Origin of the sequence: Bacteroides sp. OM05-12 (assembly GCF_003438995.1) — a bacterium.
Classification (GTDB): Bacteria; Bacteroidota; Bacteroidia; order Bacteroidales; family Bacteroidaceae; genus Bacteroides.
This window is the reverse complement of record NZ_QSUN01000026.1, coordinates 1-25,805: the sequence shown is the minus strand read 5'-3', so window position 1 is coordinate 25,805 and position 25,805 is coordinate 1. Positions and strand designations below refer to the sequence as shown.

Annotated in this window: 34 protein-coding genes and 1 rRNA gene; 2 read left to right on the top strand and 33 right to left on the bottom strand. The window is 38.3% G+C overall.

Features of this window, described 5'->3' with window-relative positions; genetic code table 11:
- Positions 1-54: 54 nt before the first annotated feature.
- The 27 genes from DXB63_RS15300 to DXB63_RS15170 all read right to left on the bottom strand — a co-directional run bounded on the left by DXB63_RS15300 (position 55) and on the right by DXB63_RS15170 (position 22,922).
- Positions 55-519, bottom strand: coding sequence for a hypothetical protein (locus tag DXB63_RS15300; RefSeq protein ID WP_122127267.1), 465 nt, complete (start codon positions 517-519; stop codon positions 55-57).
- On the bottom strand, positions 516-1,010 hold the full coding sequence (locus DXB63_RS15295; protein WP_122127266.1) for an N-acetylmuramoyl-L-alanine amidase: 495 nt from the start codon (positions 1,008-1,010) through the stop codon (positions 516-518). The genes DXB63_RS15300 and DXB63_RS15295 overlap by 4 nt, the downstream gene beginning before the upstream one ends.
- Entirely contained in the window at positions 1,007-1,390 is a 384-nt protein-coding gene (locus DXB63_RS15290; RefSeq protein WP_147332297.1) for a hypothetical protein, read from the bottom strand. Before DXB63_RS15290 ends, DXB63_RS15295 begins: the two co-directional genes overlap by 4 nt.
- Position 1,391: 1 nt before the next feature.
- The gene (locus tag DXB63_RS15285; protein WP_122127264.1) at positions 1,392-1,964 is read right to left on the bottom strand and encodes a hypothetical protein; all 573 of its coding nucleotides are present in this window, start codon (positions 1,962-1,964) and stop codon (positions 1,392-1,394) included.
- Entirely contained in the window at positions 1,961-2,929 is a 969-nt protein-coding gene (locus tag DXB63_RS15280) for a hypothetical protein (RefSeq protein ID WP_122127263.1), read from the bottom strand. Before DXB63_RS15280 ends, DXB63_RS15285 begins: the two co-directional genes overlap by 4 nt.
- Positions 2,926-3,783 carry a hypothetical protein gene (locus DXB63_RS15275; RefSeq protein WP_122127262.1) on the bottom strand — a complete coding sequence of 286 codons (858 nt, stop codon included), beginning with the start codon at positions 3,781-3,783 and terminating at the stop codon, positions 2,926-2,928. The genes DXB63_RS15280 and DXB63_RS15275 overlap by 4 nt, the downstream gene beginning before the upstream one ends.
- Positions 3,780-5,261, bottom strand: coding sequence for a hypothetical protein (locus DXB63_RS15270; RefSeq protein WP_122127261.1), 1,482 nt, complete (start codon positions 5,259-5,261; stop codon positions 3,780-3,782). The genes DXB63_RS15275 and DXB63_RS15270 overlap by 4 nt, the downstream gene beginning before the upstream one ends.
- The gene (locus DXB63_RS15265; RefSeq protein WP_122127260.1) at positions 5,258-5,566 is read right to left on the bottom strand and encodes a hypothetical protein; all 309 of its coding nucleotides are present in this window, start codon (positions 5,564-5,566) and stop codon (positions 5,258-5,260) included. The genes DXB63_RS15270 and DXB63_RS15265 overlap by 4 nt, the downstream gene beginning before the upstream one ends.
- Positions 5,567-5,818: 252 nt before the next feature.
- Complete coding sequence (locus tag DXB63_RS15260) at positions 5,819-7,579, bottom strand: hypothetical protein (protein WP_122127259.1); 1,761 nt, start codon at positions 7,577-7,579, stop codon at positions 5,819-5,821.
- Entirely contained in the window at positions 7,579-8,220 is a 642-nt protein-coding gene (locus tag DXB63_RS15255; protein WP_178300959.1) for a hypothetical protein, read from the bottom strand. The genes DXB63_RS15260 and DXB63_RS15255 overlap by 1 nt, the downstream gene beginning before the upstream one ends.
- Before the next feature lie 10 nt (positions 8,221-8,230).
- Positions 8,231-8,575: a hypothetical protein gene (locus tag DXB63_RS15250; RefSeq protein WP_178300958.1), complete on the bottom strand. Its 345-nt coding sequence runs from the start codon at positions 8,573-8,575 to the stop codon at positions 8,231-8,233.
- Entirely contained in the window at positions 8,572-9,903 is a 1,332-nt protein-coding gene (locus DXB63_RS15245; RefSeq protein ID WP_122127258.1) for a site-specific DNA-methyltransferase, read from the bottom strand. The genes DXB63_RS15250 and DXB63_RS15245 overlap by 4 nt, the downstream gene beginning before the upstream one ends.
- A gap of 4 nt (positions 9,904-9,907) precedes the next feature.
- Positions 9,908-10,282, bottom strand: a complete 375-nt coding sequence (locus DXB63_RS15240; RefSeq protein WP_122127257.1) for a hypothetical protein — start codon at positions 10,280-10,282, stop codon at positions 9,908-9,910.
- A 41-nt stretch (positions 10,283-10,323) separates the two neighbouring features.
- Positions 10,324-10,932, bottom strand: coding sequence for a hypothetical protein (locus DXB63_RS15235; protein ID WP_147332296.1), 609 nt, complete (start codon positions 10,930-10,932; stop codon positions 10,324-10,326).
- Positions 10,933-10,980: 48 nt separating this feature from the next.
- Positions 10,981-11,940, bottom strand: coding sequence for a hypothetical protein (locus tag DXB63_RS15230; RefSeq protein WP_233522877.1), 960 nt, complete (start codon positions 11,938-11,940; stop codon positions 10,981-10,983).
- 133 nt (positions 11,941-12,073) lie between these two features.
- The gene (locus tag DXB63_RS15225) at positions 12,074-14,092 is read right to left on the bottom strand and encodes a hypothetical protein (protein WP_122127254.1); all 2,019 of its coding nucleotides are present in this window, start codon (positions 14,090-14,092) and stop codon (positions 12,074-12,076) included.
- Positions 14,093-14,110: 18 nt separating this feature from the next.
- On the bottom strand, positions 14,111-15,079 hold the full coding sequence (locus tag DXB63_RS15220) for a S49 family peptidase (protein ID WP_122127253.1): 969 nt from the start codon (positions 15,077-15,079) through the stop codon (positions 14,111-14,113).
- 57 nt (positions 15,080-15,136) lie between these two features.
- Positions 15,137-15,484, bottom strand: a complete 348-nt coding sequence (locus DXB63_RS15215) for a hypothetical protein (protein ID WP_122127252.1) — start codon at positions 15,482-15,484, stop codon at positions 15,137-15,139.
- A gap of 116 nt (positions 15,485-15,600) precedes the next feature.
- Entirely contained in the window at positions 15,601-16,083 is a 483-nt protein-coding gene (locus DXB63_RS15210) for a hypothetical protein (protein ID WP_122127285.1), read from the bottom strand.
- A 572-nt stretch (positions 16,084-16,655) separates the two neighbouring features.
- The gene (dnaG, locus tag DXB63_RS15205) at positions 16,656-20,675 is read right to left on the bottom strand and encodes a DNA primase (protein ID WP_122127251.1); all 4,020 of its coding nucleotides are present in this window, start codon (positions 20,673-20,675) and stop codon (positions 16,656-16,658) included.
- The gene (locus DXB63_RS15200) at positions 20,672-21,061 is read right to left on the bottom strand and encodes an XRE family transcriptional regulator (protein ID WP_122127250.1); all 390 of its coding nucleotides are present in this window, start codon (positions 21,059-21,061) and stop codon (positions 20,672-20,674) included. Before DXB63_RS15200 ends, dnaG begins: the two co-directional genes overlap by 4 nt.
- Positions 21,058-21,336 carry a hypothetical protein gene (locus DXB63_RS15195; protein ID WP_122127249.1) on the bottom strand — a complete coding sequence of 93 codons (279 nt, stop codon included), beginning with the start codon at positions 21,334-21,336 and terminating at the stop codon, positions 21,058-21,060. The genes DXB63_RS15200 and DXB63_RS15195 overlap by 4 nt, the downstream gene beginning before the upstream one ends.
- 21 nt (positions 21,337-21,357) lie before the next feature.
- On the bottom strand, positions 21,358-21,696 hold the full coding sequence (locus DXB63_RS15190; protein WP_233522876.1) for a hypothetical protein: 339 nt from the start codon (positions 21,694-21,696) through the stop codon (positions 21,358-21,360).
- Positions 21,677-21,985 (bottom strand): hypothetical protein, encoded by a 309-nt coding sequence (locus DXB63_RS15185; RefSeq protein ID WP_122127248.1) that lies wholly within the window; start codon positions 21,983-21,985, stop codon positions 21,677-21,679. The genes DXB63_RS15190 and DXB63_RS15185 overlap by 20 nt, the downstream gene beginning before the upstream one ends.
- On the bottom strand, positions 21,982-22,233 hold the full coding sequence (locus DXB63_RS15180; protein WP_233522875.1) for a hypothetical protein: 252 nt from the start codon (positions 22,231-22,233) through the stop codon (positions 21,982-21,984). The genes DXB63_RS15185 and DXB63_RS15180 overlap by 4 nt, the downstream gene beginning before the upstream one ends.
- An 11-nt stretch (positions 22,234-22,244) precedes the next feature.
- Positions 22,245-22,481 (bottom strand): hypothetical protein, encoded by a 237-nt coding sequence (locus tag DXB63_RS15175; RefSeq protein WP_122127246.1) that lies wholly within the window; start codon positions 22,479-22,481, stop codon positions 22,245-22,247.
- A gap of 9 nt (positions 22,482-22,490) precedes the next feature.
- Positions 22,491-22,922, bottom strand: coding sequence for a hypothetical protein (locus DXB63_RS15170; protein ID WP_004314111.1), 432 nt, complete (start codon positions 22,920-22,922; stop codon positions 22,491-22,493).
- Positions 22,923-23,158: 236 nt separating this feature from the next.
- On the opposite strand from DXB63_RS15170, the gene rrf reads away from it, so the two are divergent.
- Positions 23,159-23,269 (top strand): 5S ribosomal RNA (rrf, locus tag DXB63_RS15165).
- An 81-nt stretch (positions 23,270-23,350) separates the two neighbouring features.
- Here rrf and DXB63_RS15160 read toward each other — a convergent pair.
- From DXB63_RS15160 to DXB63_RS15135, 6 genes are read right to left on the bottom strand one after another with little or no spacing between them, the layout of a single operon-like run.
- Positions 23,351-23,677, bottom strand: coding sequence for a hypothetical protein (locus DXB63_RS15160; RefSeq protein ID WP_122127245.1), 327 nt, complete (start codon positions 23,675-23,677; stop codon positions 23,351-23,353).
- A gap of 10 nt (positions 23,678-23,687) precedes the next feature.
- Complete coding sequence (locus DXB63_RS15155; protein WP_122127283.1) at positions 23,688-23,882, bottom strand: hypothetical protein; 195 nt, start codon at positions 23,880-23,882, stop codon at positions 23,688-23,690.
- 19 nt (positions 23,883-23,901) lie between these two features.
- A complete protein-coding gene (locus DXB63_RS15150) occupies positions 23,902-24,132 on the bottom strand; it encodes a hypothetical protein (protein WP_122127244.1) in 231 nt (76 codons plus the stop codon).
- A 17-nt stretch (positions 24,133-24,149) separates the two neighbouring features.
- On the bottom strand, positions 24,150-24,554 hold the full coding sequence (locus DXB63_RS15145) for a hypothetical protein (protein ID WP_122127243.1): 405 nt from the start codon (positions 24,552-24,554) through the stop codon (positions 24,150-24,152).
- 10 nt (positions 24,555-24,564) lie between these two features.
- On the bottom strand, positions 24,565-24,774 hold the full coding sequence (locus DXB63_RS15140; RefSeq protein WP_122127242.1) for a hypothetical protein: 210 nt from the start codon (positions 24,772-24,774) through the stop codon (positions 24,565-24,567).
- Between the two features lie 4 nt (positions 24,775-24,778).
- The gene (locus DXB63_RS15135; protein WP_122127241.1) at positions 24,779-24,991 is read right to left on the bottom strand and encodes a hypothetical protein; all 213 of its coding nucleotides are present in this window, start codon (positions 24,989-24,991) and stop codon (positions 24,779-24,781) included.
- A 126-nt stretch (positions 24,992-25,117) separates the two neighbouring features.
- Between DXB63_RS15135 and DXB63_RS15130 the strand changes: the two genes are divergently transcribed.
- The gene (locus tag DXB63_RS15130) at positions 25,118-25,480 is read left to right on the top strand and encodes a helix-turn-helix domain-containing protein (protein WP_122127240.1); all 363 of its coding nucleotides are present in this window, start codon (positions 25,118-25,120) and stop codon (positions 25,478-25,480) included.
- Positions 25,481-25,805: the final 325 nt, after the last annotated feature.

Genomic DNA, 25,805 nt, shown 5'->3' with positions numbered 1-25,805 from the left:
CGAGGCCACATTTATTAATAACAAGCAGACGCTTCCACTATCAATGCAAAGGTATCATATTTTTCTTTTAATCAGCCATGTAACTCCATATATTCCAATGCCTAGAAGAACGATATTACCAATCCAAATCCGTAACCGTTGCCACCAATTCAATTCCTTTTCAACTTGGATGATCTTTTCTTCCGGATAAGGTACCGGGACCTCTATCCTTTTGATTCTTTCCGTATAATAAGGAACTCTCACTACCAATACCGCACCAGGCCATATACCAAGTGAATGATGGAGAATACCATTATCCCAAACTGCCCAACTATAAGCATACGGGTTAGTAAGGAATGAGAAGGTATCTTTGATTGATACACTGTCCCGATATGGTATCAGCCTCTCATTGAATGTCGTATCGTGGACGACAGTTGAATCCGTTATTTTTATCTCAACAGGAATATATTTTGTACGGCAGCCGATGCAAAATGCAGAGACAACCAATATAAGCGTAAAAATCACAATGAGCTGCTTCATGGCCGTATAACTATATTTTTCATGAAATTACAAAACTCGCTACGCACGTCAAAGCACGGACAGGCCTTGATAAATTCTGCCGGTTCCACTTCTCCGCTGCCGTCCAGATCCGGAGAGGTATCACGATGACCGAGTACCTCAATGATATCATATTCCTTACATAGTTTAGCAACCAAATCACGAAGGGCATTCTTTTGGGCTTCAGTCCTCGTATCTGCCGGCTTGCCATTTTTATCTAAACCTCCAATGTAACAGATACCGATACTGTGCTTGTTATAAGATTCTTTTGAGAATCCTTTCGTATTACAATGCGCTCCATCCATTGAGAGTGGACGACCGTTTTCCACCAATCCATCCAGGTCTATCACAAAGTTATAACCTATCTGCTTAAATCCACGAGCCTTATGTATCCGGTCGATATCTTTGGCCCTTAAATCCTGTCCGGATCTCGTTGCCGAACAATGAATGATGATTGCATCAATATTTCTCATTTTCTGTCCTCCATATCTTTAGGGTTAGTTACTACTCTTATCGAACAATCACTTTTATAGCATTTCAGGCCTTTGTAATAAATGATTTTTGACTTCAGTTCTGCAATTTCATTGCACTTGGTGGTGATAGTTTCGGTGTGTGTCCTAGCTTCCGACTGAACTTTTTCCTGAAGCTCTATGTAATCTCTTTGAAATTGGCTTAACTTCGACAACAGATAATCATACTGATCCTGCTGCAGATCTATATCTTTTTGTTTGGCTTCGGTAGTCGCTGTATCAGCTTCTGCCCGGAGCTTATCCCTTTGCGTCTTATAATAGACAAATTGAAAGATATTAATTCCTCCAAGAGACGTTGCTAATATTCCTAATATCCAATCCATATTATCCATTGTTTTTAAGGTTACTTGCTAATTCTTTTACATCAAGCAAATCAGCACCTTCACGACTGAGAACAACCGTCCATCCAATCGAAGAGAATTCCGGCGCTACAAATGGAATGATGTTGTGCTTATTTGATAATTCCTTCAGCCATGAGTGCTTTGCCTGGTCATTAATCTGAAAAGCACGTAGTTTATTTGTCAGCTGGAGTAATTGATCGGTAATGATGGCAATCTCTACTAAATCCGAAGCATCAGGAATTTTGGATGCAATCGTTACCGCCAATTCAAAAGTTTCCTGTATAGAGTTACGTTGATCCCGATTCGATGTAAAACTTCCAAAATCGACGAACAGATAACTTCCTGTCAATTTCCCTATTTGCGCTTTCACATCATCATAAGATTGCCCGAAAACATAACCATCTATTTCCGGGATAAGTGAATGGGAAGACATATTATCAATATAGTCCTCAAGCTGAGTATATAACGGGTATTCACTCTTTCCATTGGCAAATATCTCCTTGACTCCTTCCAGCTTCGGGAATTGGGCATAATATTTAAAAACGTCTAGTATCATAATATGGAGTTTATAATGTTAAGTGGCAAACCTGTTTTTGATGCTATTTCCGTCCGCTCAAGCTTCATATCATTCATACTACGCACAGACTCAATGAGTTTTTTTCTGAGAATGGTCAGATATTGTATGATATTCATCTGCTCGACAGTCCTTATATCTCCCATGCCATCCGATGACAGGTTATACAATGACTCCAATGCACCGGTAGAGATTGGATTTTCTTTTTGTTCTTTGCCGGCAGTTAAGACATAAAAATCGGTTTTCGTGAACAGAAAATTATTAAAGCATTGGAAATTAAAAGCTATTGCCTGAAGTGTATCTTCCGGCAGCCGTGCAAAATCATGGGCCAAAGCGTGTGCCACCTCTGAGCTGTAGGTTCCGGGAGTGTAGAGTATGGCAACAAGCAATGGGAGCTTATCTGCACCGCATCCGATCAATTTACGTGCCTCTATGTATTGTAAAGCGGTTAATGAACACGTCAGGTTATCAAAAGAAGTATCAACCTTATAGCCAGCATATACCTTACCGACAATCTTTATACTTGGAATAAGTTGTGCGCAAAAACAAGCATCCAACACATATTTATAATCCAACCGAACAAGATATCGGGCAATGGGAAGTCCCTGAATCCGATCGGGAGGAGTTTTTTGCAGTTTTACTCTTGTTTCCGGATCCAATCCTTTCAAAGCTTCATTATTTTCCGGGTATTGAATATTAAAAATAAAAGTAACCTGCTCTGCCAGCCATGCAAGATTGGCAAGGCTTTCCTCGCCCTTTATTTTTTTAGGATCCCACTCCATTACATTGCATACAAAGTTCACACGGAGCATAGCGACAGAGAGTTCTCCCAAAGCAACTTTATTCAGGTCCTTTACCAGAGCTTCATACTGTGAAGGAGTAAGGAGTTCCCAAGCATTTGGAATCTGGAATGTTTCGTCTTTTACGCAAAAATCTATTGTTTTCATGACATCAGGTAAATTTTATCCTCCGGACGATTAAACGATGTTTCGGTTTCAATATTATTTGTTTCAGGCTCGGATAGCGTTAAGTCAACATTCTGCATCGTTTCCATTGCTGATTTTGCAAGATCTGCAGCTAACTCAAGCAGGCGTGATTGTTCATTTGAAGCCTGGCGTTGCGAAGTATTATCTTCATACAGGTTGCGAATCGTTGCCGGTAACTCAATCAAATCAAAACGACGAATGGCTGTAGCAACAGTTAATTGCGCCAAAGCCCGTTTTAAACGTCTGGCCAATTCTTCTTTTTTTTCTGCACGGACAAAATAGTCCGCCATCGTATCATCCAGGATTTCATTTTGGATCGGAATTGTCCGGAAGAAAAACAAATAAGAGCTGTCGATAGGATAAAGTAGATTAAACTCATCCGTTGACTTAATCTTCAAATTTTCTCGGAGTTTACAATATGGTGTATCCTTCCACTTCACCGGATCTTTTTCGTCACTTTCTAGAATAGAAATCAAAGAATCCATTGCATTGAAGTAATTGTCAACGTAGGATCTTCTCATATTCTCCATTTCATACTTATACACATCTACATCCGCTTTCCTTTTACGGATAACATCAAATGGTACATCCTTGGCCATAGTAAGATTTCCAACTGCGAGCTGCAGCATCTCCTTCAGCTCCCCTTCTCCATTAAGCAGTCGCTTATAAATATCAGCAGAAAGAATATTCACGATTTGTTTCTTAGCTGAGATTGCAGAACTGTTGAGTGTGGAAAAATCAACACTGGAATCTACTCCGGACACCATTGTTTGGAAATCCTTTAGGGTACTGAATAATTCTTCTAATACTTTCATGATTGCTGATTTTTTAAACGATCTTTTTCTGATACCTCTTCCTGACGACTTGGAATATCCCGATAGAAGCCGATACGATATCCTTCTCTATACAATTCCGGGAAATTGATTTTGATGGCCATATTGAACGGTTCAGCACATTTCTCATCATCCGGAGTCAAAGTCAATAAATAGATCAGGTAGTTATAATATACATCAGATCCTGATTTGGATATTACACCGTCCTTACTAATGCTTGAGATAGATGAATCCATACCAACAGAAGAGACAAGCACTTCATCAGCGCGTTTGTCATATTCAATCAAGGAACTAATATACTCTTTGTATTTGAGATCGACGGTTTCTATCTTCCATCTTTCTTCCTCGCTATTATTACCAGTTCTGAAGCTGATGGAAGAAAAGGCCTTTCCCTGATTTCCTGATCCGGAGAGGTATTTAGAAAGTTTCCGAAGTTCATGACTTATATATTGGATAAGGCTGGATTCCTTAAAAGTAGTGCCAATATCTATACCATTATAAAGCAACAAATCCTTATTATCTTTCTGCCGAAGTTTATTCTCATCGCAGATTGCTTTAATCTGTTTCCTCTTTGATTCAACCCATGCACTTGGAATTATGACGTGTACTTTCGCAGCAAGGGAGTTTTTTAGGAATGAATTTATATAATCAGCTGTTTGGTTACTGCCTTTGATATAGCCTTTTGTACCCTGATGCGTTTCGTTGCATCCGTAAAAATCACCTATTGATTTTTCACGATGGTGGGAAATAGCTGCATACCGGTAGTTGTTTACATCGCGAATATCAAACTTCGGATAGACTTGGAATTTAGCTGCTCCATATTGCCAATTTCCGACAAGAATGTACCTAAAATCTTTATAATAGATGTTTTCTGTAATTATATCCTTTTTGTCCGTCGCAAGCCGGCATAACTTATGTTCCATTAATTCAAGTCCAGCAATGGGGTATTTACCTATAGCTTTTCCGTAGGCTATTCTCCATTTCACAAAATAATCCCTATAATAATAATAGGCTTTTATTACAGCTAAAGCAAAATCCCTATAACTCATTTCCATACCATTATCCAGCCAGTTTTCAAGCCATTCCTGAATAGCAGGCTGTTCAACCCACTCCCGTATCTTTTTACCATTCTTTAATGCAGGACGATAGACGGCAGGTCCTGAACCGTACAACATATTGGACTGCTTGTTTATGAGTCGAGGAAGTAAACGGTTATCTTTTATATCGCGTTCTATTTCCTCACATTGTCTGTTATTCCAGCCACGCGCAGCGACATTGTAACCTCGTATATGCAACCATTGTATTTCACCAAAGTGATTAATAGATGGAGATGATGAGAATCCTTCATCTTCATCCATAACAGACGATCCCAATGGATCTGCTCCGATCTGAAATGAAATAACATTATTATCATCCAGGTAACAACCTACATTACCTACCATCTGCATTCGCTCACTCATAGCCAATCTACTTTATGAAGTTGAAAATTATCGTTTGGGAAACCCATATATCGGAGAAGGATTCTGTAACACATCTTAGGCTCACCATCGGCATCTGTGAAAAGAAAAAAATTATCACTATCAATAGAGAACCTTTCTTGTGGTAACTGTGCACGGAACTTACACCCAGTCTTAGTCATCAGCTTCGAGGATGCCTCTCCCTTCTTTGTGGAACAGGGAAAGAACGAGATGGTAAAGCACCCTTGAGGAAGCTTTGATATCTCCTTAGCCCATTGCATTGCCTGTATCCCGGTAATTGTTTCCATGCCCGAAAGTAATATGGAAAAGAAGTAATAAAAAGGACGAAAAGAGTCCTCTGTCATATTTCCAAGACCCTTCAAGAGTATGCAACACAACTCCAGCTCTCAGCGTGGCGTGTACCCTCGCGTCTGATGGATTTTTTTATTTCCATTTTCCAAAAGTGAATCTACTAAATTTCAAAAGGTTAGCATATAGAACGATGTCAAACAGGTCTATTATTATATGTTTGAGCGTGTATTTTATATGTCCTGTAACGACTAAATCACTTCATTATCGGGTAAGTTATCGGGAATATTAGAACATTCTGCGGGTAACTTGTCTCCATACAGACCATAAAGCATATAAATATAGGCCGATGGTAATTGCGTCGTTAAGCCTGCCTGATGTTTTAATGGAACTTTCCTTTCACTAGTCTTGTCAAGTTCTATTTTACCATCTGTATTTTTACGGGGAGACAACATAATAGCACTGCACAAATTAGGGCATTCATTTTCATCAATGATACATTCCGGGATTGAATTGGTATGGCCACCAAAAATAAGCTGTAACAGTTTGAACTGCTGCCAATGATATATTGTCGCCTGCCCTTCGTTCTGAAGCTCTACAACCCAGCCGTAAGACTCCAGCTCCCGTTTTAGGATACGGGCATCTGTCGTTATTTGTTCATACTCTTCGCGTGATTTATTAGCTGCTCGATCATGAAATAGACGGATATGTTTGTTTATTGCTGCCGGACCAAAAAAGTCATTAAAAGCCTTTGCCAATTCCGGTTGTTCAAATGGATAATAGCAAAAGAATTCTTTGATTGTACGATTGATTGTACCATTCTTTTGTTCCTGAGAAACCACCATGCTTGAAAAGTGTCCTGGATCATAACCGATAATTAAATCTTCATGTCTATCGTAATGCTTTAAGTAATTGGCTGTCAGCGTAAAATGTTCTTTCAGATCAAGTTTGAGAATAGCATCATATTTATGACTATCACTAAATTGATGGATTTTAGGATTATAGTAAGCGAAGAAACGATTTACAACAGCCTTTTTCCTGATAGCACAGATAGCGGTTAGAAATTCTTCAATATCCAATGTATCCAGCTGAGTTTTAAAAAATTTAGGACCTAGAATATCCTTATTTACAAATGAACTTGCACGCATATAGAAAGTTGCATTCCGGCACATATCGTTAAGCCGTGGAGTCCACAAGGCGAGCTGCCGGTTTGCTTTCTCTTGAGCAAGACGAAGTTTCTCAATGGCAATAGGATTGGTTTCCTGCCGGAAGAGTTGCTCTATTTTGTATTTTTCATACAAGGCTGCATTTACGTATAAACTAACAGTTATAATTTCTTCGATAAGATCGGGATTTACATTCTTCTCATATTCCTCAAACCAATTATCCTCACCTAAATCCACGCGTGCAGTATCGGATACACCAGTAATTCCTTGATAATAACGGGATTCACGTATCTTGGCAGATGATCCACGAAGTGACGGGAATAGACGGGACTTTAGTTTCTCTCCTTTATTGTGTTTCATCTCTTCAATGAAAGCGTGAACTCCGGAACGTCCGGCGACGGATTCCGGCTGATCGGAGCTTACCATCTGAAGATGGAAACCGTTTCTGAAAAGTATGCTGTGTTTGGGATAAGATATCGGATATCTAGGCTTTTTGAAATGGGAAGGAATCTTAGATTCTCCTACAATGAAGTCCAATCCATACTCCAGCATGGAGCGCGTTCCTCCTTGTATCGGACGGGCGAATGAAGCCGCTATGTTTGGCCATACGTTGGTCATTAATGCAATGTATGTTTTGTGCACAAGAAATGCAAGCTCACCGGGCATATCATTAGCTACGCGGATAATGCGTGGAGTCATTACAGCTTCTGTTTTACCGCCAGCACGTGCTATTTCTGCAATTAAGACATTGGGATCGATAATGTTAAGAAGTATCTGCATAGCATTCATATAATACTCCTCAAAACTCAAAGGTGATGTATCTATCTTTGCAATATCAGTAACCATTATTCTTCATTTATTTCTTCAGGTTCGACATCAATAATACCGGCATCATTCAATAGCCTGGTTTTATCTTCCTTTTCGATCGGAAGACTCTCAATCAGATTGATATAATATCCTTCATTGGATTTACGGGCAATTTCCTTAAGACTTTTCTTTTTATAACCTAGATCTTCCGGGGTAAGATTCGGAGTTATGATGAATACCGGAGCCCATTGCCTGTCTGCCTGATCCGCCTCACTTGCCCGACGTCGGCATTCCAATGCAGCCTGATAACAGTTGCCGACTGTTTTGTAGTCACCACGAACCGCAGCTAGTTTGGCAAGATCCTCATATTTATCAGCATAATTATTTTCCCATACCTTGATGCTTACGTTGTTATCAATATTGAAATAACTGATAGCTGCATATATACGTGCTTTACAAGTACGTACATCTATCGTTAGTTTTTGCATTGCCAATATCCTAGTTTGGAGCTGCTTTGCAGCACGGCTGATATTGCGTTCATACTCGTATACCTCCGCTGCCCATTGAAGCTGCTTGAGGAATAGTTGTATTTCTACAGGTATTCCGTCACAATGCCCGGATGTGAGGAAAGCCGATATCAAATCCGGATGAAGTTTGTCTATTTGATCAAGGTATGTCATAATTATAAAGTTATACTCCGAGAAGTTGTTTCCGGAGATCAAGTTCTATACGATCATTCTTTCTTCGCTCAAGCGTCTCAATGGCTGCTACATCTCCTTTTTCCGCTTGCTTGGCTAGTTCGGCATCAATATTATATTCGCCAATGGATTTTCCATTGGTATAAGCCTGGAAATATGTATCTCCGGGAATGGATATGCGCAATAACAAGGCAAACTTTTCTTTTTTGGAAAGGCCTAGAATGTTGGCTATCCGTTCAGGAGAATACCCAAGCGCACCGAAAGAGCGCACTTGGGATAAATACTCATCACTGATAAGCGTATTTTTTTCAGGATCCAAGATCATTTCTTCTTTCATTTTTTCAAATTATTACGTTTCATGATAGAAGCTGTTTCTTCAACCGTCAATAGATTTCCATTTCTTATCAACCTTATAGGTTGTGCAGGAAACATCGCACAGTATCTCAAAATTGAAGCTGTAACATAACGTGGATCTATTTCCATTGCATAGCAAATACGATCAGTCTGTTGACATGCCATAAGGGTAGATCCGGAACCGGAGAAGAAGTCTGCAACAATCTGACCTGAAACACTTGAATTGCATATAGGATAAGCCATCAGTGCAATAGGCTTCATAGTCGGATGTATTGCGTTTCGTTGCGGTTTATCAAAATTCCAGACAGTAGTTTGTTTTCGATCCGAATTCCAATAGTGGCTTGCTCCCGGCTTCCACCCATACAAACAAGGTTCGTGTTTCCATTGATAATCCTGACGTCCCATTACCATCGAATTCTTTACCCAAACACAGCATTGAGCCAATTTAAAGCCGGCTTTCCGAAGGGAAGCACGGAAGTTCTCACCTTCACTGTCAGCATGAAATATGTAATATGAACCTCCGGGCTTGAGAATAGAAAACATGACAGCAAATACCTGGCGAAGGAAGGTAGCAAACAAATCATTTTCCATACTGTCATTCTGAATGGTAAGTTCATCTTCCGTAGCTCCCTGATAAGCTACGTTGTAGGGTGGATCGGTAACGATCAGGTCTGCGTATTGACCATTCATCAGCGCAGTGACATCAGATTTGGAACGACAATCTCCACACATTAGGCGGTTATTCCCAAGTAGCCATATATCACCCGGAATAGTAAATAGTTTATCATTCTCATCTTCTGAAGGAATGGTAAAGTCAACAGAATCTTCTTCTATATCGGATGAATCATATTCCTGAGCGAAGAGTGGTTTCGGAGTGAAATCAATAGCTTTCACTTCAAATCCGAGATTGAACCTTTCAAGCGTATCCGCATCAATATTGTACTTTTTAAAAAGGAGTGTATCCGGATTCTTGGTTGCAAACTCGGAATTATACGCTGCGATCTCTTCCACTGCCTCTTTTTTATCCGATGCGAATATCGGTTCATACGGAATCTCCGGAATTACAAATCCTGACTTCCGTAATGCAAGGAGTGCTTTACGCCGTTGATGGGCATCAATGATCCAGAGTTTCCCCTCCGGATCTTTCCATGCTTTGAATGCATACTTGAAACCGCGAGTTATGATGAGCATCTGCAGTTTCGATAATTTATCAGGATCGGACTTCTTGAAATCCTCCTGAAGCTCCAAGAACGAATCCAGCGGGGCAGTAGGCAAACCACCCAAATTAAATACTTCTATTAGCTTTTCCATGATCTTAATTATTATTTGTTGATTCTAAAATTGATTTGAACAGTATCTCGCGCTCCTTATGGCGAGTGAGATTAATCCTATCTTTCTCCCGTCGGACTTCCCTAGATGGATTCTTGAGATAGCTTGTATAACGTTTGATATTGTCATGACAGGCAGCGTATTGTCTTAGAAATTCCTGTGGATTGGTCCGACGTAATTCTTCCAATTGCGAACGTTCCGACTGATGGGCAATGATGGGATGTTTGTATCTCCACTTGCCGGTATCGTTGTAACTCTGCAACTCGGAAAAAGCAAGAAGGTTCCGGATGCGTAACTCTGCCATTTTTTTCACCTTCTGTGGAGTTGGTTTCTGGTCGAGTTCCTTATCTAGAACCTTCATTTCGCGATACGTATTGACACGATCGTTATAAATGATAGTTGCTATTTGGACGTCTTTGTCTTCGAGCTTTTTCCATTTGATGTTCGGGTATTCGGACTCTTTTTGGAACTTACGGTTTTGAGCTTGGATGGCTTCGGACTTTTTTTTTCTTCCTCAAGAGCTGCTTGAGCATCTTCACATGCCTGAGCTGCATCCTCTAGCTGTTCCTGCAATTCCTCGTTATCAGCTTCCAACTCTTCCACACGTTCTTCAGCTTCCATTACACGTTGTTCTGATTCCTCATGTGCTTGAGTGACTTCTTCCAATTGTTTCTCCAGCTCTGATTTATCCTCTACATGGATGTTATCGTCTCCATCATCGGAGGAAGGATTGTCTGCTCCTGCATTGGCGATATCGGATTTATTATCTCCTCCTTCGGGAATTGTGTCTGATCCCCCGGCATTATTGTCTCCATCATTCAGCTCTTTAGTTTGTTCATACTGCCGGCGATTAAGCCGGATATCTTCTCTCGTAGCTTTATCCAAAAGAGCATAAAGCACCTCATTCGCATACCGGATAGGATTTCGCCTAGCTCTTGGAATAAGAGGATGCGAAGGCCAAACTTTGTGAAGCAGGTCAAGATCTGCTTCAACAAAGTTTGAATTCTGCATATCCTTATAGATTTTATTTTTCTCTTTAAAACTATACATGGCTATAAATTAAGCTGTTTGCACACGTGATACCTCTACAAGCGTACTTGCATCGAAAACTTTAAATGTAATCGATGAGCCGGCTTTTGCAGTCCAAGTCGCAGAATCCTCCAATATGAAAGTTGTATTGTCTGCGATAGTAGCTGCCTTATCAGCTCCTGTACCCCTTAAAGTGATAATACGTCCTTTGTCTGAAGACGTAACTCCCGATACAGTTGCTATTGCATAAGTAGCGGACGCTCCATCAGGTATGGAATAAATATCCTGACCAGCTTTAATGGCAAGAGCTGTAGAACCTGCCGTATGAACTGCAGGAGGAGCAGTAATAATATTACCAGTATAATGGTTGTATTGATTTACAGAACTGCGTTCAAACGTATAAGTTATATAACGTCCGTCTTTATCATTCTTTGCCTCAAAAGATTTCAGAATAATCGGCCGTTCGTCAGAACCAAGTATCTCCCACTGGGTGGTTTCAATTTCCTTAAACAGTATAATAAATTTTCCTCCGATATGATCTTCAGCAAAATTCATCAGCTTGTCCCTTATTCCTCCCATGATGATGGAAAAAGTATTGGTACCGGTAGAAGTGATATCCCCTTTTTCTCCATTACCTACATACGTCGGGAAGTCATGCGCTTCAAAATATTGCATATATTCTCCATTAAGCATAGGCAGAGTTGAAACCTGACGACTCGCATTGGGCTTCGGAAAAGTTTTAGACCTGTCTAACTGATTGATATCAATTAAATAAACTTGATAAGTAATATTGCTGCCAAAGGTAAACTTATCTGATACATCACCAACAGAACCTATTGCCATCATACTTGCTGTAGACACGCCTCCAAAACCTGTCATACAAAATGCTGCAGATTCATGATCAAGTATTGCACCAACAATAAAAATTATGGCAAAAAAAGTCATTAACGAAAGAAAAAACTTCAACTGAAGGCGATGTCTAGCTTTCATGCCTTTTTGAAGAGAACGAATTAAATCATTTGGTTTCATAAAAATAATATTTGAGTTAATAATTAATTGATTCTGATAAAAGGCGCACGCCGATGGTGCGCCCCCTAACCTTAAAAACACAACCTATGAAAAACTATCTTGCTCCCGGAACATTCGGTTGCAAAAGCTTATTTACAGCTCTAACGCCACCAACACAACGCTCCAATTCTATGAATTTATTCTTTGAATTCAGGATTACCATAATATAGTCGCCAAGTTCCGTAGGATTCCAGGCGGCGGTAATACTATCAAACTTTCCAGATTTGGCAATAGTCGATGCATTGGTTGTAGAACCGCATTCAATGATATAAGCAACTCCCGCACGGGCTCCGGTAATATCGGTAATAGCAGTAGCCTTGGTATTTTCTGCTGTAACAAACCAGAACGGTTCTTTCAGACCAGTAGTTACAGTTGTATCATCCGCAGCTAAAGATTTGCATGGTTTATTCATGAATATCTGCTGAAGCTCATAAGCATTGGCTACGAGATCTGCCTTGTTTTTGAATGTAGGACCAACAAAACTTGCACCCGTACCTTCTTTCCACGTAGACCATGCCTTGACAAGTTCCATGTCATCCTTAATCTTGATGTTAAACATTTCACCGGCAATGAATTCAAGGAACATCAAGTTACCCGGAGTCTGCATGAACATGAGCTTCAATTGTCCCATATTAGGTAACCATTTAATGTGAACTTCCGTATCAGGTACAACATTAAGATAACTGTCCGGTCCGCTGAAATCCGTATCCTTTCCATAAATGGTACGGATATTCTTTTTCCACCATGACTTATGGTTCTCATTTAAATAGAGGAATTTATCCTTGAGTACCTGATTTTGTGGTAATGTAGATTGAATATCTTCAACAAACTGCTGAACGGCCTCTAACATTGTTTGGTTATCATAATCTTGATAAGCATCATCACCATGAAGCAACATCTTGTTTTCATGGTAATAACGGACCAATGTATAAACAATACCTGTAGATGCATTCAGATAACTTCCTGCAACACCCGATTCCGGTTTCACATAGATACCCATGATACGACGTTCATTCTGCTCATATTGCATCTTCTTGTAGATATTCAACAGGTTAAACTCAATCATCGACCATTTAATAGGATCAGATCCATCCGTATTCAAATAACCGATGTACTGACGCTCAATTTCTTTCATTGTACCAAAGAGCACTTTAATCATTGCGTCATCTACATAACCGAATTCCGGCTCAAGTTTCATGTCACCTTTCCAAATCTCACCCTTCTGATAAGCCTGGGTTACTTCGGTGAAATAAGCATTGGTAATCATCTCACGATCCTGAATACCATAGCGAACCGGGAAGAATTCTGTTACATTTCGGATTTCAAGAATACGTGCAATCAATGCATCTTGACGGCGGATCATATACTGATCACCTAAACCAGCGTCAGGAAGCTTGGAGGTATCAAAGCCAAACTCACCAGCTGACAGTTTTTTAGGATCAAGCATATTGTTATTCTTCAGAAAGGCATATCTGTTTGCCAGAGAGCGACCAAACTTAACTGCTGCAGAACGGAATTTCACCCCATCCTCTTCTTCATCAACAGGATTCAAACTTGCATAAGCCGGATTAACGGCCACCATGTTCCAACGATGAGTCAAAGCAAACATATCACTTTCAATACCCAGGAAATGGGTTTTATTGGTACCGGGACCATTCACCTTAATTTCTGAGTTCAATGTTTCTACAGGACTATCCGGAATTGCCTTGGATGCCATCTTATTCACTTTAGAGGTTAACTCCTCATTTGACTTTTTAAGTTCCTGTATACCCTTCACGATATCGTCTGCAGAATTCTCACTATCCGGTTTTTCATTATCACCTTTAGGAGTTTCCTCACTATTTTCTCCTCCGTTAAGAATATCCAAGATTTGAGACTGCTGGCTTTCAAGTGCTTGCAACCTCTCCTGTTCTGCCGTTTGCATGTCGGCACGAAGATCTGTTCCGAATTCTTTCTTGTAAGATTCGAATACATTATTCCAATCTTCCTGTGTCATTTCACCGGCAGATGCTTTCTCTGTCAACTTTAACTTTGAAAAGATAGCAGCCAGCTGCTTTTTTAATTTTTCTTTCATGACTAACTAAATTAATGATTATAAATACTGTAAAATTTGGCTCTGAGTTTTTTGCTTGGTGAGCCATTCCTGGCCGATATTGTATGCTTCAGAGATAGCTTCAGAAATGGTGGATATTCCGTCAACGAGTCCTTTCTGTTGGGCAGTAATGGCATCGAATGTTTCACCACGAAAAACAGGATCATCTTCCGGTAGTTTGGAAAGCGCAGGACGTGACAGTTTGACCTCCGAAATGAACTGTTCACATAAAGGGTCCAGCTCTTCCCTGATATATTGCTCCGGATGGCCTTCCTTAAGATCTTTATATTTTTTATTTTTCAGATCTGATTTCGTAGCATACTCCTCAACTTTGTTTATCCCCAGCTTTTTATAATAACCTTCAAAATCATAGAAGCTAACCATCGTGCCTATGCATCCAATACTGTCATTCTTAGTTAAAGTATTGACTGTAGAGCCATGACAACCGATATAATATGCAGCCGAACCTCCTATTTTCTCAAATAGCACATATATAGGTTTGGAAAGGGAGCGCATTGTATCGCTTAGGCGGTCAAGATACCAGGCTTCTCCTCCTCCTGAATTGATATGGACGAAATGAACGGAAATGTTCGGATTAGATTCGGCAGTAAGAAGATCCTGTTCAAATTGTTTAGTTGAGAACCAATAATACGATTCAGAAAGTATTGTACCTTTAATACGGTGATAAGCGATCGTACCTTCAGGGAGTTCATCTGAAGAGTATTCAACAGAAATAGGAATAGCTGCTACTTCACTGTATTTCTTCAGGTCATCCGCAATTGCCTTTATTGCCTTTTTTGTTTCATCCTTATAACTCGGAATTTCATCCCAAAAAGATTGTGGCTGAATTTGTGATCCGGACAGCGATGGAGGAAAACAAATCATCATAGCCTCAGTATATGCATCTGAGGTCATGAGTAATCTGCTTTCCGGAGAGAGTAAGAGCTTACGAAGATAATTTCTTTTCATTCTGCGGTCTTTTCCACGAAAGTAGAGTGAAAAAGACTGCAGGTGAAGGACGGTATATTATACTGTAAGAGGTGAAGAGAGCATTTTGCACTTGATAAACAGCTTTGCAGAATTCAAATTGGGAGCAATGTAAGCAATCGCCGGTATGTTTTGAGTACCGATCTTGAATTTGCGACCAGACGAGTCCTGGCAGTTTATTAGCACAGATTGTCCCGAAGAAAAATCCTCTAATGTTTTCTTATCAGGGAGTTCTATTACTATTTCATTGTCGCAGTTAAACACAAGACCGGAATCGGATAATTCTGGTGTAGCTTTGATTTCAAATGGATCTGCTACAAACTGATAATTGCTTTTTCTCATATTTCCGACAGGAACGACTGAGAAGATAATTGATAATTCATTCATATATATTGGTAATTAGTTGATAATTAACAAGTTCGACATTTTACGACTTTTTATCCTCTTTTTGGGACAAAACATATAGTTTGGTCGGAGTGATTTTGACCATTTTTTCTTGTTTTTTATTTATATCTTCTTTTATACTCCCGTCTACGATCTTTCCGACGAACAAGATCACGCCACCGATAATAGTTTTTTAACAATGCATCTTCTGTTATTGAATCAATATTATACACACACATAAATTGATGAACGACATCTATGTTGTTTAATGGACGCCCATTTTGCTCATTCTCTTCAAGCATTTGGTGAAGCTCATTATTAAAATGCCTACTGATATATTTTTCTATTATATTTTGTGAACGTGGGCTAAGATAGTTATAATACATCGGGTCTTTTCCAACACGTCTTTCCGGTAAAATAATAGCCAGATTTCCAGTATCGATAGGGCTTATTCCATCCGGACGTTTTACCATTAGTTTCCATATTACATGATACAAGTCTTCTGCGTCAGGAATTTTCAGAGGTTCATCAGACAAGCAATTAAACTTGCTTTTTATATATTCGGCAAGATACGGGGTAACATTAATTTTAGTCGTTATCATAGCTTTCTTATTAAAAAATATTTTTGAAATGGTTTTATTCATTTTCGCTTCCAACTGTCCAACCGTCCAACATAGCGTTTATCATACTACTAAAGTTACTAATTATTAATTAGTTACACAAATATATATACTTAAAAATAGTGTTGGATGACGTCCAACATATCCAACAAACGGCTTTTTTTAGTCATTTTGTTGGATTTAGCATTTTTCTAGTTGTTGGATTGTAGAGAAAGGCAAATCCAACACGTCCAACAACGTCCTACAAAACAACAACAATGTTGTATATATATATACTACTAAATTAATCATATACTACTATACTACAGGCATTTACATTTTAAAAAGTATTTTTTTGTTGGACGGTTGGACAGTTGGACGTGTGTTTTGAAATATTTTCTTTTCAAAACTTCTCTTTCTATGTTTTCTTTTTTTCATTCTAGGGGGTACGGGGGATTTAAATAGTTAATAGAATACACCGGTTTATCATTGAATTCTTAAAATGTCCGTATATTTATAAATAATACTCCTCTACCGGCGTGAGCTAGAGAGGAGTACATTCAGAAAAATATTGCTTAAAACGGTAGTTCCTGCTTCTCATTTTCATTATCCGGATCGAAAGAGGAAATATTGTCAGCAGAACGTTGTAAGTCAATATCATACAATTCACGGAATATGTCATAGTTGAGAGCGATACAGCTGGAATTCATAGTTCTCTTTTCCATTTTCCGAACCATTGTATTATCGGTCGTGGCTTGTATTCCATTATCAACAATCTTTGCTTCTTCAAATCCCCCTCTAGGTACTTCAGTGACATCATACCAATTAAACCGTCGGGCATGGATTAAACCGATATAACTCGGATGAGAGCGTAAATTCTGCTCGATGGTAGATTGAGTCGATTCTTCGCTGTTAAAAGAACTGCGTGCAAAGTTCGTATAAATTGTACTCAAGCGTAAAAATAGGATGCGTGTTCCTGCAGGGAAAGCGACCTCTTTCTTTTCACCTCCGGGCATTTTAATCGTGACTTTGTCCGGAGTATCAATAGCGAAGTCCCGCCCCTCACGTACCGCTTTCGTATCAATCATTACGTCCATAGCTTTGAAGAAGGTTGCTAACTTGTCTGTTTTGCTAATCAATTCGATTTGGAATTTAATCTTATCTCTGGCCACAATGAAAAATTCATCATAAGTAAATGGTAATTTCAGAGAAGTATAATCCTCAATCAGCCGACAAGTGGCCAGGAATAAAGAAGCAGTCTTCATAAGACGGTCGATCTCTCCGGAATTAGCCAATGCTTCTTTTAATTCATCATAGGCATTCTGCTTGAGTTTGCGAAAATGATCCATTACCAGAGGTCTGAGTTTAAGTATTTCAAAAAGAACATTGGAAAGTCCTATCTTATCCGGATCCTCAATTTCTTTGAGCCGATTAAACAGTTCGACTTCCTCCGGAGTACGGTTTTTAGGCTTGGGAACTTCGCATACAATAATACGCGACATAAGTGCATTGTCATCGCGCTGCGGGGTTTCCTGGCCACAAAGAATAACCGGTGCATACACCTTATCATTTTCTATCTCTTTACCGGAAGTTCCTTTCCTTTTTTGCCGACCATCACCATCATAAACAATCCCCTTGAGTGCTTGAAATTTAGCATCTGATATATCTTTGTTATTATACTCATCCAATACCACCGGCATATCCCGGAATGTACTCATCAGCGTGGACATGGCAGCATCCGTACCAATATTCAGGTTAAAGATGGGATATTTGGGTGAAACAAACATGGAACGGATGGATATCGCTATCTGCGTTTTCCCAGAGGACATAGGTCCCATGAAAAAAGGAGCTGTAAATAATCGGTCAATACAATGAATATTACTTCGGAAAGCACACATAATGGTAAAGAGAATAGCCCACTTTCCGTTATCATTTATCTTATATACTTGATCCATCAGCTCTGCCCATTGTTCGAAAGAGCATTGCTTTTCCTTCGGGATATCCTTATAAACAAGCTGCGATATCAGTTCGTATTTATCAGACTGACGCCCAGATCCGGCATAGATAGTTGAGAATGCCGGCAGGTAATAATTACGGTTGTTGTGCATCACCACTCCGAGTTCATTTACCGGATCGAATTTAGGCAAGCCATCCACGACATGGAATATACCATTGGAAAAGGCATAAAACATATTGTCTTCCCGCCTTGAAGTTCCATCCATTTGTTGATTCCCATAAGTTTGTACTTCTGTACATGTGATAAAATTTCTACTCATATATTCTTTTATTTTAGTCCAATGCTTTTCTTCCCCATTGGTAAAGTTGACCGCCTCCAGATTGATTAGTTTTTCTTCTATGGTTGATTTTTTCAATAGGGCTTTCGAAGGAACTTCGATATATAATGGAGTTTTGTAATATCGTCTATTTATCTTGAGCACACGTTTGTTGGCTTCGTCATCATCCGAATAAATATGTAATAAAGGAGTCATGAAAAAATCACCAATGAGGCTATAACCGGAATTATTATTATTCTTGAACATATAACAGACAGGTTCACCGTCCTTGTTCAATTTTGGATAAAAGCCACACTGCGTGTGCATTTCATTGTAAGATGGATTTTCTGTTACATAAGTGGGTAAGACATTGGGATCATAGTCTTCACCATCATCATCAGTCCGTTGCGCATTGATGGCCATGCGTGACTTCCTTTTGCCGAGATAAGGTTTAAGGATATCCGTCATAGCTCCTTTCGTCAGCCCTAATGAATCATGGAAGTATTTATAGTTAACAACACGTACAGAATCGTCGGCGTAACTAATAAGGTCTGCACAGCGTTCAATGAATGGGGTTTTATCCCCTTGATAAGTGATAAAGAAATCTCTATGAATCTTAATATAATATTTTATGAAAATCCAACTGATATCCTTTCTTTGATTCTCTTGCTCAAATTCATATTCTTCATCTTCATTTTGTTCTTGCTCCTGATCGGTTGCAGGAACAATTACTGTAATATTAGTTATGCCGGCACGAAAAAAGGTAGCCAGAGACTCTAAATAATCGGATTCATCACCATCACCGTTAACTTTAAGATTATCACAATCCGTAGTAAAAAAGGTGCATACTTTTCTAACTTTTTGTATATCCGTAGAGGAAGGAATGCCATGAATATAAAGTACCGGCGTATCGCCATACATCCTTATGAACTGGTCAAAATCACTTGTTAATGTACAAGACTCTCCTTCTCTCCTTACTTCCTGAAGTAAATCAAGCCCATAAATTCCAGGCTTCATTTCCTCTTGTTTAGGAGCATCTTTTACATTCCTCAAGATATCTCTTATCTTTCTTTCAAGAAGCTCGGTTGTAATGGAGAGTTTATCCGCTAGAATTCTAATATAATTGAGCCTTAATGTTGCGGAAGATACATAAGATATAAGATTGCAAATCGTATTGATCGTTTGTTCATTTTCCTCCGGATCCAAAGAATTAGAGGGTAAAACTTCTGCGAAATAAGAGACAAAATCTATGGTATGATTAGTCATCCATTTAGCTGTATTTTCTTTCTCCTGACGTGCTATGTCGTCCGGATCCTTACCGTCCGGGAGTATAATACATTTCACGGAGAGACCATTTCGAAGTAGAAGTTCACAATTTTTAAGTGAAGCTTTTAAACCGGCAGCGTCCGCATCATAAACTAACGTAATAGTTTGTGAGAACCGAGATAGAAGTTTTACTTGATCCGGAGTTAGTGCAGTTCCAGAACCGGCGATTGTATTTTCGACACCAGCAGCATGCATGGAAAGCACATCAAATTGCCCTTCTACTAAATATACATTATTTATCCGGCCAATAGCTCTCCGGGCTTGGTAAAGACCAAAAAGTTGTGTGCCTTTCTTAAATACAGGTGTATCACCGGTATTAGCATATTTAGGAGTATGTTCTTTCGCTGTTACTATACGACCTGAAAAACCTGTTACATTTCCATTCAAGTCTATGAATGGGAACATAACCCTATCCCGGAATACATCATAAATCTTTCCATTGTCTGTTGTGCTCAAAACTCCAACTTTTAGCAGTAAAGATTCTGAAAATCCAGCCAAAGGCATCTGTTTGGCAGCCAAATTACCTTCAGGAGCATAGCCGATTGCAAATGATGAGATAACTTTATCCGTTAACCGGAAACCTCGTTCATCAAGGTATTTTTGCACTTCAGGAAGATACTTTTGAAAAAAGACGGTTGTTCCTCTTAATGCTATTCGCATGGACTCTAGTTCCTGGTATTTTTTTGTTTCCTCTTCCGTCAATTCCTTATTCTGAATCTCTATACCGGTTTTTTTAGCGCACCACGTAATAGCTTCGGCAAATGACATATTTTCGTGTTCCTGGATAAATTGTATCACATCTCCTCCAGCTCCACAGACAAAGCACTTGTAAATTTGTCTAGATGGGCTAACAGTCATTGAAGGATGACTGTCAGAATGGAAAGGGCAAATGCCTATGTAGCTGGAACCCGCTTTCCTAAGTGATACGAATTCACCAATGACATCAACAATATTCAGTGCTGATTTTATCCGGTCAATATCTTGTTTACTAATCATATTTCATCAAATATATTTAATTGGCGTGCTTCAAATGCTTCCTGAAGCGTAAGTCCGAAATATTCAGAGAGAGCGATGTATTCTTCTTGTGTGACTTGTTTACGACCAAAATATATATCCCAAAATCGCATCTGGTTAATATTCACTTCTTTGTAAAAACTACGGTTCGGCATGAAGTTCTCGGGATGACGAAATTTAATACGGAGAATCTCCTGTACCAAATTCCGTTTCACAGTTTTCCCGATCACAATCTTCTTTCTATGTAGAAACAGTTGTACTGCTAATTCCGATCGGCCAATATGTTCTGCCAATTCCGTAAAAGTCTTTTTCCCGGCATTTTCCCGAACATATTGTTCCTCTTCCGGGGTCCATCTGCCATTATTCATAATCTATCTGATCTATTATAAATTCGACAATAATCATCGCTCATCTCATATTCGGGGTGTTGGTTGATATAGCAGCAACAAATCTTAATAAACAATTCCTGATCCTCTTCTTTCACATCTGTTGCTATATCATAGCATTTACCAGGACGCAATTGATCCAATGCCTTATTTACCCGGTTTTCAAAATCACAGTATCCCTCCAATCCTAGTTTTTCGATATATTCATCTATCCAGTCCATTGTGATTAATTTATATCTTTTCAAACTTACTTCCATCACCCCTTTATTATTAAGATCCTACATCTGTGATTCAATTTCTCTTTGCTTTTGATATTCCAATATCGTATTGATTGGCAAATCAAAATTACGCTTTCGAATGTGAGAACGGAAGGAAAAACAACGCCCTGCATCATCCCATCGGAATTTCTTTTGACAAATAATGATTTTTCGTTCTCCAGAAATAGTAATCCTTTTCGGTATATTTATTCTTCCTTCTACTTTTAGAACATTACGTGAATCTTTTGTATGAATGATGCGATCAAGGATGTATCCACAAGAATTCATTGCCTTTTCAAAAACTTCTGCTGTGTACATAGCTCTGGTATCTGATTTTGCATTAATCAATATCTTTCTCATCTTCCCAAATATCTGCACAGGCTTGTTTGATTTCTTCTAAAAAATCACCATCTTCCAACTTCTTGTTGAAACTATCGAACAACTCAGTATTACCTGATAAGGATACTGGTTCAGAATCATCGTCCTGTAATCGTTTATGAGAGAAATAACCTTCATACTCATAACTATAAAACTTAAAAACGAGATAGTACATTATTGGATACTGAACATCATTTTCATCATATTTCCAATTATTCAGCTCTCCGTAAAGGAGGGTGATGTTTTCCGTAAGTTGTTTATTAAATATCATTCTTTTATTCCTTTCTTCTTTTTTTCGTTATTTAATCCTTCGCTAAACTCTGTCCTTGTCTCATTGCCGTAATTAACACGCAAATCATTTAACGCATTTGTAAGATTCTTTGCTTCATCTTCGTACACTTCACAATCCCAACCAACTGTTGTTTTAGAAGGTGATTTTATTACAGTAAGAAGCGTATCTAAATTGTCAACTACTTCTTGAATTTTATCTAAGCATTCTTTCCGTGTCATAGTATTCATATCTCGACTAGTTATACGTTAATACTCGGCATTTGCCCCACTTCACTATAATAGCTAATACTTTCGTTGATAGATGTAGAGTGCCCATTTATCAAATCAACTGCATGGTTCCATGAACGCATAACATTTCTATCTAAACACGATTCTCTTTTAGGAGATTCCAGAGCATTGGCTACCATTCGAAGTGTATCGGCTATTTCTCTTAGTTCCCAAAGAGGAACGTTTATTGCTTTATCAGAATCACTCATTTTTATTCATTATACTCCAATTATCTCATCATTGATACGAAATATGCTATCACTCACAAAATCGTATATCTTATACATAAGTTCCGGTTCTTCTTTTTTCGGAGAATAAACCATCACCTTTTTACCTGCACCTTTCATCCAGCCCGCTTCTGTGTTAGCAGACCGACCACAAGGAAGAACCATAACGCAGACATCAGCCCACTGCATACCGTTGAAATCTGAATCAAAACCTTTCTGTGCAATTGGGTGATTAAGTGCTTCTCGATATTGCTCTGTTGTCCAGTTCTGCCAATCAGGGTCTATATCAGACCATTGGAAACCACCATTCCCATGTGGGGGATTCTTAAAATCATAGACCTCATGTCCTAAATCACGGAGAATATCTACAACATCTTGTTGGAATACATTTCTCCAACTACTTGCTACATAAATTTTTGCCATAAACTTTTATATTTTATTATTTATAACTACTTTTGTCATACTAGCAATATTGCTAGGAACAATTAAAATTTGATAAAATGAAATTAAAAACTTCATTCAAAAAGTAGATTGTTCGCTTTGAAAACGTGGGCGAGCAATCTAGTACAGAATTTTCTCTGGAATTAGAGTTAGGCATAAAGTCTATAATTAATGCTATATAGGCATGGATTAAAAAAATTGTAAGCTAACGTTTTACCTATGGTGGTTATTGCACAAGGGGGCCACCTCTTCCCATTCCGAACAGAGAAGTTAAGCCTTGTAGCGCCGATGGTACTGCATAACAGTGGAAGAGTAGGTCGCTGCCATTTTACTTTTAGTCCTGTTATCTCTTTTGATGACAGGACTTTTATATTAAACTTGATTTTACTCATTTCTACTTTGTTCTGTTATTAGCCATATACTTCTCTTACTTTCTCAATCCAATCCAAATAAGCCTGCCTTGCTTTTTGTTTAGCAAGTTGCTCCATTGAATCAGTGATAGTATCGCCGTTCTCTTCCATGTCCTCACAAAAATGGTCAACCCAACTAAACGGGTCATACTCTATAAATTCTTCCGTCCGGCAGAACGGGCAAGGAACGCCCTCTCCTTTGTCATAAAGATTACCATTCTCATCACAGTAGTCTAAATCTTGTAATATACCACCAACGCAGCACGCATCGGGATAACTTGCGCCCCAATATGGAAATTGAGGACACGGTTTCTTATTTTCACTCATATCTATTTTATTATACGTTAAGTTTGTTTTTCTTACGGGTATTCCATTCATTCTCTATTTTGGATATGGCTTCCATGATCGTGCTAAAAAGTCTAATTGGCATTTCTTCACAACAAGGATCTATAAAAGACACGCATCCTTTTTCGTCAATCCTATACCGTATTAATAGCTGCTTACGGTCATCTGCTTGCTTCTTTTTACTCATACTTGTATCTTTTTGAATGTTATTGTATTGCTTCGTCAAGATAACCTATTGCATCTTCAAGTGATGAATATGCTGAATCAAGGTTATCAACTGCGTCTGTCATTTTTTCACCTTTCTCACCATCTTGTAGTGACTCAGGGAGATTGTCATAGGCTTCTTGCTCTTCATCCTTAATATCTTCGATTTCGGTTTGCAGGTCTATCAATTGATCTCTGATGTCCTGAATCATTTTACGTCTGTCTTTATTCATTTCAATCTGGTTATACGTTAATCACCTATGATTTGATGTATTGAGTATGTCTGCTTCCCTTTGAATTTAGAAAAATCGACTAATGGTTGCTTGTGATAAAGCGCAATAGCAACTTTCCGGAATCTTTCGTAATTACGACTATCTATTGGAAATAATAAATTCTTTTTCATAGCTTCAAATAACTCTTTACGGGTATGGGCGTAATGTCCCATACAGCTGTTCTCCGCAAATTCATGTTTAATTAGATGGTTATGGTAGGATTCATTATCCTTTGATAGAAAGATTCTCAACCTTTCTAATTGGGTAAAACTCAAACGTTTATTCCCTTGCCTTGATATTTCTGTTTCTTCCAACCAGGCAACAAGCTCAATATTATAGAAGAAACTATCATATTCTCTCCTGTAAAAATAGTGTATTTCCATGTTTGTTTTATTATAATTCTATTGGACTAAAAACTTCATTAAAAGTATTATCAATTAATGAATTAAAATTTTCATCGAAGGAATCAGGATATTCAAATAAAACGCTTACCAATTCATCTTTAGATTCACCTATATTGATAATAATTGGTAGATTATCATCATGTACTTTCTCAATGATCGCATTGATTAGTTTGGGATTTACTAATAATTTATTAAGCATTATATTACTCGGATAAAGTGGATAATTTAGTTATTTCATCTATCATTTTTAATTCCAAAGGTTTAAAGGAATTATTTCTAAGTTTGTAATAAAAAGTAGTATATGACATTCCACTTTCCGTTAGTATCGCATTTCTTACTTCTTCTTTTTTATTATCCGGTAATCCTGAATAATAATCTCTAAAATCTATTTTCTTCAATTTCTGCTCTTTTTTCATACGTAGTATAATTTTTAGTGCTATATTTATAGTGCAAAGGTTGTATTAATTAACCATTATAGCAAATTAATAATACTTTTTCTTGCTATAAGTAGTATTATTTATACTAAATCTAAATAAAGAATCATGTTTAATGGACAGAAAATAAATGAATTAATAGAAAAAGAGATGGCGACAAAAGTATCCATCTATAATTATGCCGGAATAAGCAAATCTCAATTGGACAATATAATTAATGGGAAGAATATCCCAAATGGAAAAATAATTGAAAAAATAGCTGATTTCTTTAAAGTTCCGATCGATTACTTTTTTGACAGAAGCATAGAAACATCATCTGTCAACATTGGTCATCATGTGAATGGAAATGGGAATAAGGTTTCCGGTGACATAACCTTAAGTGAATGCAAGAAAGAAAATGAGCACTTGAAAGAATTACTTTCTGAGAAAGAAAGAACGATTCAAATTTTAATGAAACAAAATAGCATTTGAAGTCTAAGGAATTTCCGTTAAAACTCGGACAAATTTCGGACAAATAGTATATAAAAAACAAAATGAAATGGATGTAAGCAATTGATTTTCAAATATGTTTTTTTTGAAGAAAAATAAATTAGGTCAGGCCTCCGCAACTTTTAAGAGGGTAAATAACTAAAATACAGTTATTTGCCTCTTTTTCTTTAAAAGAGGTCGGACAAAAGAATATGCCGGACTTTGCTAGTGAAGCACTGCCACTAATTCTGCTTTAACAGGAATTTCCACGGATCAACGTAAAAACCTGAGGGATTAAGTCTAAATTCTTATCTTTGCCTCCCAATTA